This window comes from Pseudoxanthomonas wuyuanensis (genome assembly GCF_900215535.1).
Classification (GTDB): Bacteria; Pseudomonadota; Gammaproteobacteria; order Xanthomonadales; family Xanthomonadaceae; genus Pseudoxanthomonas_A; species Pseudoxanthomonas_A wuyuanensis.
Genome location: NZ_OCND01000005.1, coordinates 262,742 through 277,512, shown reverse-complemented (window position 1 = coordinate 277,512; position 14,771 = coordinate 262,742). Strand labels below are relative to the sequence as shown.

The window sequence follows — 14,771 nt, the reverse complement described above, 5'->3', positions numbered from 1 at the left end:
GTAATGTCGAACATCAACAAGGTACCGGCCAGTGCCGGTGCGGAATGGCTGCTGGCCGGCTTTGCGCTGCTGCGCAGGGCGCCGGTCGGGCTGGGCATGCTGGGCATGCTGTGGGGGCTGCTGTCGCTGCTGCTGATGCTGGTCGCGGTGCTGGCGCCGCCGATGCTGATGGCGATGCAGTTCCTGTTGGTGCTGGCCGGCCCGCTGCTGTTCGCCGGCATGATCTGGGCGGTGCGCGAAGTCGATCACGGCCGCCCGCCGCTGCCGTCCAACCTGCTGCAGGGCCTGCGCGACGGGCATGCGCCGAAGCTGCTGGCCACGCTGCTGCCGCAGGTCGCCGCCGGTATCGTGCTGGGCGCGCTGCTGCTGGCGATGGTCGGCACCGATCAGCTCAAGCAGCTGGCCGATGTCTGGATGCAGATGCAGGCCATCGCTGAAGCCGGCGGGCAGCCGGATCCGTCGCTGGTCGAGGAACTGCCGGCCGGCCGCCTGCTGCTGTGGCTGTTGCTGGTGGCGCTGACCTTCGTGGCGGTGAAGTGGATGACCTTCGTCGCCGCGCCGCAGATCGTGTTTTCCGGCGCCCAGGCGTGGACGGCGATGCGCACCAGCCTGCGCGCCTGTGCGCGCAACTGGACCGCGATGCTGGTGTTCTACCTGCTGGCCGGCATCGCCATCTTCGCGATCACCCTGGGCCTGCTGCTGCTGACCTCGCTGGTCCAGCTGATCGGCGGGGCGACGCTGGCGTTGCTGGTGTGGCAGCTGCTGCTGATGGCGGTGCTGATGCCGGTGCTGGCCGGCGCCATGTACACCGCCTGGCGGCAGATGCTGGCCGGTGCCGATACCTCCGTCGCCGCATCCGCGCCGTCGCGGATCGAGGTGTGAACGGACCGCGCTAGCGCGGTTCGGCGGTTTCGTCTTCGACCGACTTCTTCAGCCAGCTGCCGACGATGATGCCGGCCTCGTACAGCAGGCACATCGGGATGGCCAGCATCAGCTGCGAGATGACGTCCGGCGGCGTGATGATGGCAGCCAGCACGAACACGCCGACGATGGCGTAGCCGCGCGACTCGCGCAGCTGCTGCGGCGTGACCCAGCCCAGCAGGACCAGGATCACCAGCGCCACCGGCAGTTCGAAGCTGATGCCGAAGGCCAGGAAGATCACCAGCACGAAATCCAGGTACGAACCGGCATCGGGGGTGATGGCGATGACGTCGGGCTTGAAGGTGGTCAGGAAGTTGAACACCATCGGCAGCACCAGGAAATACGCGAACGCGCAGCCGATGTAGAACAGGCTGATTGCCGAGGCCAGCAGCGGCATGGCCAGCTTGCGTTCGCGCTGGTACAGCCCCGGCGCCACGAACGCCCAGGCCTGGTACAGCAGCCACGGTGCGGCCGCGAACAGCGCCACGAAGAAGGTCAGCTTGACCGGGGCGAAGAACGCGCCGGCCGGGTTCATCGCAATGAAAGTCTCGCCGGCCGGCAGCCGCGCGATCAGCGGTTCGGCCAGCCAGTTGTAGATGCGGGTGGTGAACGGCAGCAGCGCCGCCAGCGCCACGCCGACGCCGATCAGTCCGCGCACCAGCCGCGAGCGCAATTCGATCAGGTGATCGATCAGCGTGCTTTCGCTGTCGTGCTCAGGGGTTGCGCGGTTCATCGCCCTGTCCATCCTGGGGTTGGTCCTGCGATTCCGGGTCCGCGGGCGGCGCCGCGCCGGCATCCGCATCCGGCGCCGGCTTGTCCTGCACCGAGGCGCGGATCTCGTCGAATTCGCGCCGCGCCTGCTGGCCGCTGTCGCGGATCTGCTGTTCGGTATCGCGCAGCGCGTCCTGGGCGCTTTTCAGGTTGCGCTTGAGCTCCTCGGCGGCCAGGTCGCGTTCCAGCTCGCTCTTGACCGAGTCCCATTGCGAGCGCGCGCGGCGTACCCACAGGCCGACGAAACGCGCAGCCTTCGGCAGCCGCTCGGGGCCGAGCACGACCAATGCGACAACGGCGACAATCAGCAGTTCGCTGAAACCCAGATCGAACATGACGGCTAACAGCCCCTGCTAACGCGGCACGCGCAGCTCACGCCGCACGATCAGTTGGCGTCGCGGTCGCGCTCTTTCGATGCGCTGCTGGTTTCGTCGCTGCGGGACTGATCGTCCAGCTGGCCGGCCGGCTTGTCTTCGTCCTTCATGCCCTTCTTGAATCCCTTCACGGCCTCGCCCAGGTCCTGCCCGGCGTTGCGCAGGCGCTTGGTTCCGAAGACCAGCAGCACGACCACCAGCACGATGATCCAATGCCAGATGCTCAAACCGCCCATGGTGTGCTCGCAGGAAAGGAAAGGATGCTCAGGATAGCGCAGCTGGCGGTCCGGCGCGTGTCTTCCATCGCGGACCCGGACCGCATTCGGCGTTCAGGCGGCACTTACGGCGTGGTATCCAGCGGCTCGCTGCGCACTTCGTCGTCGCCGACCGGCTGGAAACCCTGCGTCTGCGGGGCCGGTTCGGCCGGCGGCGCGGTCTGCGCGGGCTCGATGTGGACCGGAGGCGCAGCGCGCGCGGCCGGCGCACTGGTGCCGCGGGCCGAACGCGCAATCATCGTGGCTTCCTCCAACTGGTCGCGGAAGCCGACCACCGCATCGGACGGATAGCCGGCACGGCCCTCGAAAATCGCGCGCGGGGTGGCGGCGCTGCCGTAGACGGCAACATTGGCGTCGTCATCGATCTGCAACACGGCGCCATCCAGGGCGACGCCGGCGAACAGGCCGCGCGCGCGCGACCATGACCAGATTTCCGCCTTCAGCTGGCCATCGGTGGAGGCCGAAGCGTTGCGGCCGACCGGGCCGGCGGCCACCCCGGCATCGGCGCCCAGGGTGAACTTGCCGTTGACGATGTTGTCCAGGTTGCGGTCGTTGCGGAACACCAGCACCACGTCGGACGACTGCACGCCGGCCTGGAAGCCGATGCTGCCGCCGGTGAGCTTGATGAACACCGGTTGCGACCACGCGCCGTCGGGATTCTTGACCGACATCAGACCGTGGCCGCGGCGGCCGCCGAACACCAGGCCGGCCTTCAGCGTGTCGGGGATGACGACGATGGCGCGGCCTTCGTCCAGCAGCTTGTCGGGGATGCCCTGTTCGGGAATCTTCTGGATTTCCGTAAGCACGCGCACCGCGTTGGTGGCGCGCTCATCCTCCTTGGGCCCGGCCAGGGCCAGGCCGGCGAACAGCGATGCAGCCAGCAGCGTAGCGGCAGGCAGCAGGATCAGGCGGCGGGAACGGGTCATGGAAGTCTCCGAATGCGGATTGGCAGCAGTTTGCCGTAACGCGTTGTTTTAGGCGCCGGCGGATGAATCGGCGCTGAGGCGACCGGCTTGCTGCGGCAGCGCAGGCCCCGGCCGGCGAAGTTGCCGCGATAGCCGGCGCCGTGGCATCCGATGGCTTGGTTCGATGGCGCCAGCCCGCTTGATGGCGGGCGCGTCTGTCAGAATACGCCCATGCCCGACGCCCCCAACACCGCGTTGATCGCGGTCAATCTAGGCACGCCGGACGCGCCCACTGCGTCAGCGGTGCGCCGCTACCTTGCCGAGTTCCTGCACGATCGCCGCGTGGTCCAGCTGACCCGCTGGCTGTGGTGCCCGTTGCTGCATTTTCTGATCCTGCCGCTGCGCGGGCCGCGCGCGGCGGAAAAATATGCGCAGATCTGGCTGCCGGAAGGCTCGCCGCTGGCGGTCCATACCCATCGGCTGGCGCAGGCGCTGCAGGCGCGGTTGCCGCAATGGCAGGTCGCCGATGCGATGCGCTATGGCCAGCCGTCGCTGCCGACCGTCTTGCGGCAACTGCGCGAACAGGGCGTCCGCCGGCTGGTGGTGCTGCCGCTGTACCCGCAGTATTCGACCACCACCACCGCCTCGGTCACCGATGTGCTGGCGCGCGAGGCGCAGGGATTCGACGTGATCTTCATCGAGGACTATGCGGTCGACCCGGGCTGGGTAGCGGCGGTGGCCGACGCGGTCCGGCTGTGGCGCCAGCGCAACGGCACCGGCGAGCACCTGCTGTTTTCGTACCACGGCCTGCCGCAGCGGATCGCCGACGGCGGCGACCCGTACCCGCAGCGTTGCCAAGCCAGCACCCGTGCGATTGCCGCGGCGCTGGGCCTGCGCGAGGATCAGTGGACGCTGAGTTACCAGTCGCGCTTCGGCAAGGAAAAATGGCTGGAGCCGGCCACCGACAGCACGCTGGATGCGTTGGCCGCGCGCGGGTTGCGCCAGGTCGATGTGGTCTGCCCGGGATTTGCGGTCGATTGCCTGGAGACGCTGGAGGAAATCGGCATCGGTCTGGTCGAACGGTTTTCCGCGCGCGGCGGCCAGCTGCGTTACATCCCTTGCCTGAACGATGCGCCTGCCCATGCCGACGCGCTGGCGTCGCTGGTGCGGCGCAGCGTGGGACCGGCCGCTTGAAGCTGGACGAGGCAGCGTTCGATATTGCGCTGGGACGCGTCAGCGCATTGCGCGCAGGCGGCACCGGAGGCCGCAAGGTGCTGGCCCTGCATGGCTGGCTGGACAACGCCGCCAGCTTCGTGCCGCTGGCGCCGTACCTGGCCGGCCTGGACCTGGTGCTGCTGGATCTGCCCGGGCATGGCCGCAGCGCGCATCTGCCGGCCGGCGCCGAATACACCAGCGGCGTGGCGGTCAATGCGGTGCTGGACGTGGCCGATGCGCTGGGTTGGCAGCGGTTTTCGCTGCTGGGCCATTCGATGGGCGCCGGCATCGCCAGCCTGATCGCCGCGTCCTCGCCACAGCGCATCGACAGGCTGGTCGCCATCGAGGCGTTGGGAGCGCTGTCGGAAACCGAAGCGCGCACCGCGGCACGCTGGCGCGAGGCCATCGCCGCCGCCCGCGCGCTGCCGGGCAAGAAGCTGCGCGTGTTCGCCGATCTCTCGGCGCCGGTGCGCGCGCGCATGGTCGCCAACCAGCTCAGCGAAGCGGCCGCGCGGTTGCTGGTCGAGCGCGGCGTGAAAGCGGTGGATGGCGGCTATGTCTGGAGCAGCGATCCGCGCCTGACCCTGCCCACCCCACAGCGGCTCAGCGAAGCGCAGATCGACGACCTGGTCGCCGGCATCGATTGCCCGACCCGGGTGATCTACGCCGATCCGCCGCAGCCGTATTTCCCCGAACCGCTGCGCAGCGCGCGCGTCGCCCGCCTGCCTCGGGGCCAGTTGCGGGTCATTACCGGCACCCACCACCTGCACATGGAAGACCCGGCCGCAGTCGCCGCAGCCATCGGCGATTTCCTCGCGTAGGGCCAGGCCCCGGCCCTACGCGGTCTTGGCGCGTGGGAGCGACGTGAGTCGCGACGTGCCGCCGAGGAAGAATTTGCCGATGTCCGGCCGCGACTGACGTCGCTCCCACAAGGGCGCATAAGCGCCGCGCGTCGCGATCACTCCGCCGACAGCAGCCGATGCAGCGTGGACTTCAACCGCCGGCCTTCGGCGTGGAAATAATCGCGTTCGTCCTGCCAGGCCGGGAAGCGCGCCTCGACCTCGCGCCAGAACGCCGGGGAATGATTGGCCTGGATCAGGTGGCAGAGCTCGTGCACCAATACGTATTCGAACGCCGAAGCGCGACCCAGCACCAGCGCCAGATCCAGCGCCATCGATCCGTCCGGACTCAGCGAGCCCCATTGCGAGGACATGATCTTCAGCCGCAGCCGCGCAGGCGCGCGCGGCAGACCGGGCAGGTACTTCGGCAGCCAGCGGCCGACATCGGCGCGCGCCTGGGCCTCGTAGAAATTGCGCAGCGTGCGCCGCATCGTTGCGTCGCTGGCGCGGGCGGGCAGCTGGAAATGCAGGCCGGCGTCGTCCTGTGCCAGGTTCGCGTAGCGGCCTTCCTGCCAGTGCAGCGGCAGCGATTGGCCGCGCAACGGTAACGCTGCGGTCTGTCCGCGCAGCAACGCCGGCAGATCGTCGGCAGGACGCAGCTTGGCCAATTGTGCCGCCAGCCAGTGGCGATGCTGGTGCAGGAAACGTTCGCCGGACACCAGGCTGGCGCGCGCCGGCAGGGTCAGCCGGGCGCCGCGCTCGTCGACGCTGAGCTTGAGCCGTTTGGCGCGCGGGTCGCGTACGCGCTGGATGCTGATTTCGCCCAGTCCTTCCAGCGCCAGCGACACGGTATCGCGCTCGACAGGGCGCGGCGGCGGGCGCAGGCGAAAAAGGCGCAGGGACATGCCGACAGCATAATCCAGGCACGCCAATCGCGTCGCCCGAACGAAAGACTTCGAGTCATCCCGCGCGGCATGAGCGCATCGGCCTCAGCCAAGAATGCCCGGCAGGTCCAGTCCCTTTTCCCTGGCGCATTCGATGGCGATGCCGTAGCCGGCATCGGCATGGCGCATCACGCCGCTGGCCGGATCGTTCCACAGCACGCGGGCGATGCGCCTGGCGGCCGCTTCGCTGCCATCGCAGACGATCACCATGCCGGCATGCTGCGAGAAGCCCATGCCGACGCCGCCGCCATGATGCAGCGACACCCAGGTGGCGCCGGAGGCGGTGTTGAGCAGGGCGTTGAGCAGCGGCCAGTCGGACACCGCATCGGAGCCATCCTGCATGGCCTCGGTCTCGCGGTTGGGCGAGGCCACGCTGCCGCTGTCCAGGTGATCGCGGCCGATCACCACTGGCGCCTTCAGCTCGCCATTGGCGACCATCTGGTTGAACGCCAGGCCCAGGCGGTCGCGATCGCCCAGGCCGACCCAGCAGATCCGCGCGGGCAGGCCCTGGAACTTGATCTTCTCGCGCGCCATGTCCAGCCAGCGGTGCAGGTGCGGGTCGTCCGGAATCAGTTCCTTGACCTTGGCGTCGGTCCTGGCGATGTCTTCCGGATCGCCGCTCAGCGCGGCCCAGCGGAACGGGCCGACGCCGCGGCAGAACAGCGGGCGGATGTAGGCCGGCACGAAACCGGGGAAGTCGAAGGCATTGGCCACGCCTTCTTCCAGCGCCATCTGCCGAAGGTTGTTGCCGTAGTCCACGGTCGGCACGCCGAGCGCGTGGAAGCCGAGCATGGCGCGGATGTGGTTGGCCATCGAGGCGCGCGCGGCCTTCTCCACTTCCTTCGGCGCGGATACGCGCCTGTCGTCCCACTGCTCGACCGTCCAGCCCTGCGGCAGGTAGCCGTTGACCGGGTCGTGGGCGGAGGTCTGGTCGGTCAGCAGATCCGGTTTGACGCCGCGCTCGAGCAGTTCGGCCAGCACGTCGGCGACATTGCCCAGCAGGCCGACCGACAGCGGCTTCTTCGCCGCGCAGGATTCGTCGATCAGGCGCAGCGCTTCATCCAGGTTGTCGGTCCAGGTGTCCAGGTAGCCGGTGCGCAGGCGCATGTCGATGCTGGACTTGCGGCATTCCACCGCCAGGCACGAGGCCCCGGCCATCACCGCGGCCAACGGCTGCGCCCCGCCCATGCCGCCGAGGCCGCCGGTGAACAGCCAGCGCCCTGCCAGATCGCCGTTGTAGTGCTGGCGGCCCATCTCCACGAAGGTCTCGTAGGTGCCCTGGACGATGCCCTGCGCGCCGATGTAGATCCAGCTGCCGGCGGTCATCTGCCCGTACATCGCCAGACCCTTCTTGTCCAACTCGTTGAAGTGATCCCAGTTGGCCCAGCGCGGCACCAGGTTGGAGTTGGCGATCAGCACGCGCGGCGCATCGGCGTGGGTGCGGAATACGCCGACCGGTTTGCCGGATTGCACCAGCAGGGTCTGATCGTCTTCCAGGCGCTTGAGCGTTTCGACGATTTTGTCGTACGACTCCCAGTCGCGCGCGGCGCGGCCGATGCCGCCGTAGACCACCAGTTCCTCCGGCCGCTCGGCCACGTCCGGATGCAGGTTGTTCATCAGCATGCGCAGCGGCGCCTCGGTCAGCCAGCTTTTGGCATTCAGCGTGGTGCCGGTGGGGGCGTGGATGACGCGGCTGGGATCGCGGCGGGTCATGCGGAGTTCCTCGTAGCGTGGGATGCGAGCGGTGCGGGATTACGGTGGTCGGCTGGCGCCAGGTGCGCCGGCCCGATGTTCATGCGCGTCGTTCCACGCCCGGCAACGCCAGGCCCACGCTGTCGGCCAGCGCGCCGGAGCGCACCAGATCCGCCGCCGCGGTCATGTCGGGATGGAAGTAGCGGTCGTCCTGCAGGGTGGGCACCTGCGCGCGCAGCAGGGCGCGGGCCGCTTCCAGCGCGGCGCTGGAGCGCAGCGGCGCATGGAAGTCGCAGCCCTGGGCGGCGGCCAGCAGTTCGATGCCGATCACATTGGCGGCATTCTCGGCCATCGCCAGCAAGCGGCGTGCGCCGTGCGCGGCCATCGACACATGGTCTTCCTGGTTGGCCGAGGTGGGAATCGAATCGACGCTGGCCGGATAGGCGCGCTGCTTGTTTTCCGAAACCAGCGCGGCGGCGGTGACCTGCGGGATCATGAAGCCCGAATTCAGGCCCGGCTTGGGGGTCAGGAACGCCGGCAGTCCGGACAGCGCCGGATCGACCAGCATCGCGGTGCGGCGCTCGCTGATCGAGCCGATCTCGCAGACCGCCATCGCCAGCATGTCGGCGGCAAAGGCGACCGGCTCGGCATGGAAGTTGCCGCCGGACAGCGCCTCGCCGGTGTCGGTGAACACCAGCGGATTGTCGGACACGCCATTGGCCTCGTCGGCCAGCGTGGCCCCCGCCTGCCGCATCACATCCAGCGCCGCGCCCATCACCTGCGGCTGGCAGCGCAGGCAATACGGATCCTGCACGCGCGTATCGCCGCTGAGGTGGGAGGCGCGGATGGCCGAGCCGCGCATCAATTCGCGCAGCGCGGCGGCGGCGTCGATCTGGCCGCGGTGGCGGCGCAGCGCATGGATGCGCGGATCGAACGGCGTGTCGGACCCCTTGGCCGCTTCCACCGACAAGGCGCCGGCCACCAGCGCGGCCTGGAACACGTTTTCGATGGCGAACAACCCGGCCAGCGCATTGGCGGTGGAGAACTGGGTGCCGTTGAGCAAGGCCAGGCCTTCCTTCGCGCCCAGCACGATCGGCTGCAGGCCGGCGCGCTGCAGCGCTTCGGCCGCGGGCAGCCGTTGCCCGCCGACAAAGGCTTCGCCGACGCCGATCATCACCGTGGCCAGATGCGACAACGGCGCTAGATCGCCGGAGGCGCCGACCGAACCCTGCGCCGGCACCACCGGCATCACATCGCGCTGCAGCATCGCTTCCAGCAGCGCCAGCGTCTGCGGACGGATGCCGGAGGCGCCCTGGGCCAGGCTGGCCAGCTTCAGCGCCATCATCAGCCGCACCACCGCGATGGGCATCGGCTCGCCGACGCCGGCCGCATGCGAGAGCACGATATTGCGTTGCAGGGTTTCCAGATCGTCGCGCTCGATGCGCACGCTGGCCAGCTTGCCGAAGCCGGTATTGATGCCGTAGACCGGCTCGCCGCGGGCGACGATGGCCTCGACGGTCTGCGCGCTGCGCGCGACCGCTTCAGCGGCGGCCGGATCCAGTGCGAGCGCGGCGCCGGCGTGGATGGCGTGCCATTGCGCCAGCGTTACCGCACCGGGAGTCAGAACGATGGGTGAGGTCACCGGATTTCCCTCTGGTTGGCGCGCACCGGCCGTTGCCGAGTATCGCCGGCTGGGGACGGGTGAACGGCGGGCGTTGAACGGAGCGTATGGCTGGGCATGGAAACGACGAACGGTGGATGGTATTTGTATATACAATATTGGCAATGCGCGGTGGCGTCCAGTGGCCGCGGCCGCGCCGCCTTCCACGGGCCTGGCGCCAGCCAAGGCGGGTTGGCGGCGGACGCTATCATTGCCCGGATGCGGCGCGATCCACGGGTGGAGCGCGGTTCCATGGATCTTTCATTCGGCGAGGCACGGTCGGGAATGCAATGGTGACGGAAAAAGCCCCGACCTCCCTGCATCAGCGCATTCGCAGCGATATCGAGGGCCGCATCCTCAGCGGCCAATGGCCGCCGGGCTACCGGATTCCATTCGAGCACGAATTGATGGAGCAGTACGGCTGCTCGCGCATGACCGTCAACAAGGCGGTGACCATGCTGGCCGAGAGCGGCATGATTCAGCGCCGCCGCCGCGCAGGCTCATTCGTGACCCGGCCGCATCCGCATATCGAATCGGTGGCGCTGGATATCCCCGATATTGCCGCGGAGGTCGCCAAGCGCGGCCACAGCTACCGTTTTCATCTGCTGGACAAGCGCCGGCGCAAGCCGCGCCGGAGCGTGCCGCAGGAACGGGATGTCGCCAGCGACGGTACCCTGCTGGCGGTGCACAGCCTGCACCTGGCCGATGGCCGCCCGTTCGCGCTGGAAGAACGCGTGATCAATCTGGCGGCGGTGCCCGAGGCGCTGGAGCAGGATTTTTCCGGCATCGCGCCGGGCAGCTGGCTGCTGCAGCATGTGCCGTGGACGCGCGCCCAGCACCGCATCACCGCGGTCAACGCCGATCAGGTGCAGGCCGGGCAGTTGCAGGTGGCGGCGGGAACCGCGTGTCTGGTGATAGAGCGCCAGACCTGGCGCGGCGAACAATGCATCACCTACGTCAAGCAGATGTTCCTGGGCGATTCCTACGATCTGATCGCCCGTTTCGATCCTGCCGCGGCGACGCGGCAGGTCTGAGTTGCCCGTAGCTGCGCGGCGCCGCTCAGGCGTCGGCCTTGCTCAGCTTCAGCGCGCTTTCCAGCACCATGAACAACCGCCTTACCTCGCCGCTGAGCAGCGCGAAGCGCGCGTCGAGTTCGGCGCGCAGGTCGTCGCGTTCGGTGTTCTCCAGCTGATCCACCGCGCCTTCGAGGAACTTCAGCTTGCGCACGATCAGGTCCTCGCCAAGGACGAAGGAGACGTGATCGTCCAGCGTCAGCGCCAGCTTGGTGACCTGCTTGCCGGCTTCCAGATGCTTGCCGATTTCATCGCATTGCAGCTCCTGGTTCTGGCACTTGACCACCGCGCCGCCGTCCATCGCGTCCTTCAGTTCGCACTCCTCGCCCAGCGACAGCCCTTCGGGCAGCGGTTCGCCGGCGATCCAGCCGGTCAGGATCGAACGCGGCGCGACTTCGGCGTTCAGCGGCAGCGCCGGGAAGCTGCCCAGCGCGCGGCGGATTTCAGAAACCACGTTCTCGCCGCTCTTGCGCGAGGAGGTATCGACCGCGACGAAGCCGTGTTGCAGATCCAGCAGCGCGTCGGTGCGCGAGGGTTTGACGAAGGCGCGCGGCAGCAGTTCGTGCAGCAGGTCGTCCTTCAGCCGCTTGCGGGTGCGCCCGCCGGGCTTGCGGCCTTCCTTCTGCTCGATCTCCTCGAGCTTGCGCGCCAGCAGATCGTTGACCACCGCGCCGGGCAGGATCTTGTCCTCGCCGCCGACGGTCAGCCAGATGGCGTCGCCGATGCGGTGCGACAGCGCTTCCTCGCCGCGGCCGAACGGCGAGATGAAACCGCGCGAGGACAGCTCCAGCGGACCGACCGGCTTCAGCGCGGCCTCCGGCAGCAGTTCGTCGAGTTGGGAAAAATCCTGGGAGGTGGGAAAGCGGAACAGCGTCAGGTTGCGAAAGAACATTCGAGAGCCGGAAATGGGGAAAGGGGAATCGGAAATCACTCTCCCCCTGCGCAGGCAGGGGAGGGTTGGGGAGGGGGCGCGGCTGCTTGCGATTCCGCAGCGCCCATCCCTCCGCGGAAGAATCAGTCGTGGGGAGGCGGCTCTCCCGTCAGCCATGCGCGGGCATCTGCCGGCAAGGCGGTGTCTTCGCGGCGCCCCAGGGAAAGGAAATCGAACAGTTTGGGGTCGGCCAGCTGCGACGGGCGCACATCGGCCAGCGCCCGCGCGATCTGATCGATGCGGCCGGGCGCGTCCTGCTCCCACTGCGCCATCATCTTCTGCACCTGCTTGCGCTGCAGGTTTTCCTGGCTGCCGCACAGGTTGCAGGGGATGATGGGGAACTGCCGGGCCTGCGCATAGTCGGCGATATCGGCTTCGCGCACGTAGGCCAGCGGACGGATCACCACATGCCTGCCGTCGTCGGACAGCAGCTTGGGCGGCATGCCGGACAGCTTGGCGTGGAAGAACAGGTTGAGGAAGAAGGTCGCCACCATGTCGTCGCGGTGATGGCCCAGCGCAATCTTGGTGAAGCCCTGCTGCTCGGCGTACGAATACAGCGCGCCGCGGCGCAGCCGCGAACACAGCGAGCACATCGTCTTGCCTTCCGGAACCACCCGGCTGACCACCGAATAGGTGTCCTGCTCCAGCACCCGGTAGGTCGCACCGATGGATTCCAGGTAGTCCGGCAGCACCTGCGCGGGGAAGTCGGGCTGCTTCTGATCCAGGTTGACCGCGACCAGCTCGAAGTCCACCGGCGCCTTCTTCTGCAGCTGCAGAAGGATGTCCAGCATCGTGTAGCTGTCCTTGCCGCCGGACAGGCACACCATCACCTTGTCGCCGGCCTCGATCATGCTGTAGTCGGCAATGGCCTGGCCGACCTGCCGGCGCAGGCGCATGGCCAGCCGGGCCGAATCGCGGCTGCCATCGCCAGCATCGCGGCGTAGCCTGGGGTCGAGCAGGGGCAGAGTGGCGCTCATCAGCCGGCTATTCTACGGGACCGGCAGACCCCGCCGAACCCGCCGGTTCAGCCGGGCTCTGGCTGCGGTCAGGACGAGAAGTTCAGCATCGGCTTGGCTTGACCGGGCAGCTGGCAGCCGGCCGCGGCGACCAGCTCCGGCTCGAAGTCCGACAGCGCGGTGCTGGCCGGCACTTTGTCGTCCTGCCGGTCGCAGGCTGCCGCACCGGGGGTGATGCGGCGGACCCGGCGGACGCCGCGATCCACATTCCATGCGACCTCCAGCGACTGGCCGGTCAGTGCATTGCCCAGGCGGAACTGGCTCTGCGTCAGCAACAGCCGGTCGCGATCGGCGGAAACGCGAAAACCGCTGCGCTGCTGGCGCAGGTAGGGGCCAGCCTGGAGCTGGTAGCGTTCTTCCAGCCACAGCACGCCGCGGCGGATGGTCACCGCTTCGGAACAGCGCGCCGGCGCGCAGTCCTGCTGCAACCGGGTGAATGCCTGCCCGCTGCGTTCGGCCAGCCGGTAGCGCCCGTCCGCCTGCGACAGGAACACCAGCAGGTTGGCGCGCGCGTGGCCTTCGGCCGGCGCGGCGGAGGCACCCATCAACAGGGCGATGTCGCGCCGGCCATCGCGATTCAGATCGCCGCGCGCGCCTGCCAGCACCCGCCAGTCGGCCGGAAGCTCCAGCCGGGTGGCGTCCCATTGCGGCGGTAGCGCGGCAGGCGTGCTGGCGCAACCGGCCAGGGCCAGGGCGGCCGATAGCGTGGCGGCGAAGGGGAGGCGACGGTTGCGGAGGGCCGGTTGCGGCCGGATGGGGCGACGGCGGGAAAGCATGTTCATGGAGCCGGGCATTCTACCGGCTCGGCGACCGGTGACGGTCTCCATGCCGGCGGTGTACGCTGCACGCGTGGAACCCCAGAACCCCGCCCAGACCGCCCAGCGGATAGCCGAGCTCAGGCAGGAACATCGCCAGCTGGATGAGGCGATCGCAAAACTGGTGTCCAACATCGAAGCCGACGAGGTGGCCATCAAACGCCTCAAGAAGCGCAAGTTGTGGCTCAAGGACTGCATCTCGCGGCTGGAAAGCGCATTGATTCCCGACGAACCGGCCTGACCGGCGCGTACCGGCGGCGCTGGCCGCCAACCGGATCGGACCAATACTGACGCTGCGTGTCACCCGCGTGCCGGCACCGGCGCGCCCTTGCCCCGCGGCGCGTGGCGGCGGCCACCTTTTGTCTGCGCGATGACCCCGGCCGTCCCCGCAATGGCTGGCAAAGCGGCGTCCGCGCGGCAGCGGCCACTTGGCCCGATGCTTGCTTGCCAATTCGATAGCCGCTACCGCTCCACCAACCGGGCGACTGGCCGGTCCTGCTGCGAGAGGCTGCGTCCGACGGCGGCGATCGCCGCGTGCGGAGAGTCCGATGACAGAGGAGAAGCAATCAATGGAGCAAACATCGCCAACGCACTCGCCGTCCAGGTCTCAGGGTTTGCCGCCGCGTGCGGGCCGGGCCGACAGCGTGCCGCTGCGGATCCGGCGGATCGCGCCCGGCGAAGCGCTGGGCGATGTGCAGCGGCTGCGGCGCGAGGTCTACTTCCACGAGCGGGGGCAGTACACCGACCGCAGCAAGCGGGTATCGGATGGGCTGGATGGCTGCGGTACCACATTGGTGGTCGAGCGCGACGCGCAGGCGGTGGCTACTTTGCGGCTGCACGATTTCGGCTCTTCGGCGGTGCAGGTGGAGTACGGCAGCCTGTTCGAGCTGGATGCGTTCGCCCGCACCTGGCCGCTGCCATCGGTGGCGGTGGCGACCCGGTTTGCGGTGCAGGCCGATCAGCGCAGCAAGCCGGTCGTGGACCGCCTGATGGAAGGCAGCTACCGCTGGGCGCAGAGCAAGGGCATCCGATTCTGCCTGCTGGCCTGCGAACCGTACCTGCACAGCGTGTTCGAGCACTACGGCTTCAGCGAATACCTGCCGCCGGCGATCCTGCCCGGCGGCGTGGAGCTGCTGCGGATGGCGCTGGTGATCGACGATGCCCCGCACCTGCAGGCCTGCAACTCGCCGCTGCAGTATTTGATCGAACAGCCGGTGATCGGCGTTCCGGCCCGCGCCTGGCTGGGCCGGGCCTTCGCTGCGGCGAGGGAATGACTAGGGCGTGTCATCACTTCCCGAGTAGGCCGCGTTGGGTCTGGCGGCCCGCAAGGCCCAACCCGC

General features: G+C 68.5%; 16 protein-coding genes. 6 read left to right on the top strand and 10 right to left on the bottom strand.

Features of this window, described 5'->3' with window-relative positions; genetic code table 11:
- Positions 1-3: 3 nt before the first annotated feature.
- Entirely contained in the window at positions 4-882 is an 879-nt protein-coding gene (locus tag CRO39_RS12310) for a BPSS1780 family membrane protein (RefSeq protein WP_097122238.1), read from the top strand.
- Between the two features lie 10 nt (positions 883-892).
- On the opposite strand, the gene tatC is transcribed toward CRO39_RS12310, so the two are convergent.
- The 4 genes from tatC to CRO39_RS12290 form a co-directional block, all read right to left on the bottom strand.
- Positions 893-1,654 carry a twin-arginine translocase subunit TatC gene (gene tatC, locus CRO39_RS12305; protein ID WP_097122237.1) on the bottom strand — a complete coding sequence of 254 codons (762 nt, stop codon included), beginning with the start codon at positions 1,652-1,654 and terminating at the stop codon, positions 893-895.
- The gene (tatB, locus tag CRO39_RS12300; RefSeq protein WP_097122236.1) at positions 1,635-2,027 is read right to left on the bottom strand and encodes a Sec-independent protein translocase protein TatB; all 393 of its coding nucleotides are present in this window, start codon (positions 2,025-2,027) and stop codon (positions 1,635-1,637) included. The genes tatC and tatB overlap by 20 nt, the downstream gene beginning before the upstream one ends.
- Positions 2,028-2,077: 50 nt before the next feature.
- Positions 2,078-2,302 carry a Sec-independent protein translocase subunit TatA gene (tatA, locus tag CRO39_RS12295; RefSeq protein WP_097122235.1) on the bottom strand — a complete coding sequence of 75 codons (225 nt, stop codon included), beginning with the start codon at positions 2,300-2,302 and terminating at the stop codon, positions 2,078-2,080.
- 104 nt (positions 2,303-2,406) lie between these two features.
- A complete protein-coding gene (locus tag CRO39_RS12290) occupies positions 2,407-3,267 on the bottom strand; it encodes a lipid-binding SYLF domain-containing protein (RefSeq protein ID WP_097122234.1) in 861 nt (286 codons plus the stop codon).
- A gap of 210 nt (positions 3,268-3,477) precedes the next feature.
- Here CRO39_RS12290 and hemH point away from each other — a divergent pair, with 210 nt between their 5' ends.
- Together hemH and CRO39_RS12280 are read left to right on the top strand one after the other, a co-directional pair.
- The gene (hemH, locus tag CRO39_RS12285) at positions 3,478-4,440 is read left to right on the top strand and encodes a ferrochelatase (RefSeq protein WP_097122305.1); all 963 of its coding nucleotides are present in this window, start codon (positions 3,478-3,480) and stop codon (positions 4,438-4,440) included.
- 2 nt (positions 4,441-4,442) lie between these two features.
- Positions 4,443-5,282, top strand: a complete 840-nt coding sequence (locus CRO39_RS12280; RefSeq protein ID WP_097122304.1) for an alpha/beta fold hydrolase — start codon at positions 4,443-4,445, stop codon at positions 5,280-5,282.
- 137 nt (positions 5,283-5,419) lie between these two features.
- Here CRO39_RS12280 and CRO39_RS12275 read toward each other — a convergent pair whose 3' ends face one another.
- The 3 genes from CRO39_RS12275 to hutH all read right to left on the bottom strand — a co-directional run bounded on the left by CRO39_RS12275 (position 5,420) and on the right by hutH (position 9,578).
- Entirely contained in the window at positions 5,420-6,205 is a 786-nt protein-coding gene (locus tag CRO39_RS12275) for a YgjP family zinc-dependent metalloprotease (protein WP_097122303.1), read from the bottom strand.
- Positions 6,206-6,289: 84 nt separating this feature from the next.
- Positions 6,290-7,957 (bottom strand): urocanate hydratase, encoded by a 1,668-nt coding sequence (gene hutU / locus CRO39_RS12270; protein WP_097122233.1) that lies wholly within the window; start codon positions 7,955-7,957, stop codon positions 6,290-6,292.
- Between the two features lie 79 nt (positions 7,958-8,036).
- The gene (hutH, locus tag CRO39_RS12265) at positions 8,037-9,578 is read right to left on the bottom strand and encodes a histidine ammonia-lyase (RefSeq protein ID WP_097122232.1); all 1,542 of its coding nucleotides are present in this window, start codon (positions 9,576-9,578) and stop codon (positions 8,037-8,039) included.
- A gap of 308 nt (positions 9,579-9,886) precedes the next feature.
- Here hutH and hutC point away from each other — a divergent pair, with 308 nt between their 5' ends.
- On the top strand, positions 9,887-10,630 hold the full coding sequence (gene hutC / locus CRO39_RS12260; protein ID WP_097122231.1) for a histidine utilization transcriptional repressor HutC: 744 nt from the start codon (positions 9,887-9,889) through the stop codon (positions 10,628-10,630).
- A gap of 25 nt (positions 10,631-10,655) precedes the next feature.
- Here the strand turns inward: hutC and CRO39_RS12255 are convergent, their stop codons facing one another.
- The 3 genes from CRO39_RS12255 to CRO39_RS12245 all read right to left on the bottom strand — a co-directional run bounded on the left by CRO39_RS12255 (position 10,656) and on the right by CRO39_RS12245 (position 13,398).
- The gene (locus tag CRO39_RS12255; protein ID WP_097122230.1) at positions 10,656-11,561 is read right to left on the bottom strand and encodes a recombination-associated protein RdgC; all 906 of its coding nucleotides are present in this window, start codon (positions 11,559-11,561) and stop codon (positions 10,656-10,658) included.
- Between the two features lie 122 nt (positions 11,562-11,683).
- Complete coding sequence (ttcA, locus tag CRO39_RS12250; protein ID WP_097122229.1) at positions 11,684-12,577, bottom strand: tRNA 2-thiocytidine(32) synthetase TtcA; 894 nt, start codon at positions 12,575-12,577, stop codon at positions 11,684-11,686.
- A gap of 68 nt (positions 12,578-12,645) precedes the next feature.
- Positions 12,646-13,398 carry a hypothetical protein gene (locus tag CRO39_RS12245; RefSeq protein WP_097122228.1) on the bottom strand — a complete coding sequence of 251 codons (753 nt, stop codon included), beginning with the start codon at positions 13,396-13,398 and terminating at the stop codon, positions 12,646-12,648.
- A gap of 43 nt (positions 13,399-13,441) precedes the next feature.
- On the opposite strand from CRO39_RS12245, the gene CRO39_RS12240 reads away from it, so the two are divergent.
- Positions 13,442-13,672 (top strand): YdcH family protein, encoded by a 231-nt coding sequence (locus tag CRO39_RS12240; protein WP_097122227.1) that lies wholly within the window; start codon positions 13,442-13,444, stop codon positions 13,670-13,672.
- Between the two features lie 403 nt (positions 13,673-14,075).
- On the top strand, positions 14,076-14,705 hold the full coding sequence (locus CRO39_RS12235; RefSeq protein ID WP_176520201.1) for an N-acyl amino acid synthase FeeM domain-containing protein: 630 nt from the start codon (positions 14,076-14,078) through the stop codon (positions 14,703-14,705).
- The last annotated feature ends 66 nt before the right edge of the window (positions 14,706-14,771 follow it).

Coding starts and splice junctions, on each gene's coding strand:
- tatB (WP_097122236.1), bottom strand. CDS start 2,027: ATGTTCGATCTGGGTTTCAGCGAACTGCTGATTGTCGCCGTTGTCGCA.
- ttcA (WP_097122229.1), bottom strand. CDS start 12,577: ATGAGCGCCACTCTGCCCCTGCTCGACCCCAGGCTACGCCGCGATGCT.
- CRO39_RS12255 (WP_097122230.1), bottom strand. CDS start 11,561: ATGTTCTTTCGCAACCTGACGCTGTTCCGCTTTCCCACCTCCCAGGAT.
- hutU (WP_097122233.1), bottom strand. CDS start 7,957: ATGACCCGCCGCGATCCCAGCCGCGTCATCCACGCCCCCACCGGCACC.
- tatC (WP_097122237.1), bottom strand. CDS start 1,654: ATGAACCGCGCAACCCCTGAGCACGACAGCGAAAGCACGCTGATCGAT.
- CRO39_RS12240 (WP_097122227.1), top strand. CDS start 13,442: ATGCCGGCGGTGTACGCTGCACGCGTGGAACCCCAGAACCCCGCCCAG.
- CRO39_RS12275 (WP_097122303.1), bottom strand. CDS start 6,205: ATGTCCCTGCGCCTTTTTCGCCTGCGCCCGCCGCCGCGCCCTGTCGAG.
- CRO39_RS12310 (WP_097122238.1), top strand. CDS start 4: ATGTCGAACATCAACAAGGTACCGGCCAGTGCCGGTGCGGAATGGCTG.
- hutC (WP_097122231.1), top strand. CDS start 9,887: ATGGTGACGGAAAAAGCCCCGACCTCCCTGCATCAGCGCATTCGCAGC.
- CRO39_RS12245 (WP_097122228.1), bottom strand. CDS start 13,398: ATGAACATGCTTTCCCGCCGTCGCCCCATCCGGCCGCAACCGGCCCTC.
- tatA (WP_097122235.1), bottom strand. CDS start 2,302: ATGGGCGGTTTGAGCATCTGGCATTGGATCATCGTGCTGGTGGTCGTG.
- hemH (WP_097122305.1), top strand. CDS start 3,478: ATGCCCGACGCCCCCAACACCGCGTTGATCGCGGTCAATCTAGGCACG.
- CRO39_RS12290 (WP_097122234.1), bottom strand. CDS start 3,267: ATGACCCGTTCCCGCCGCCTGATCCTGCTGCCTGCCGCTACGCTGCTG.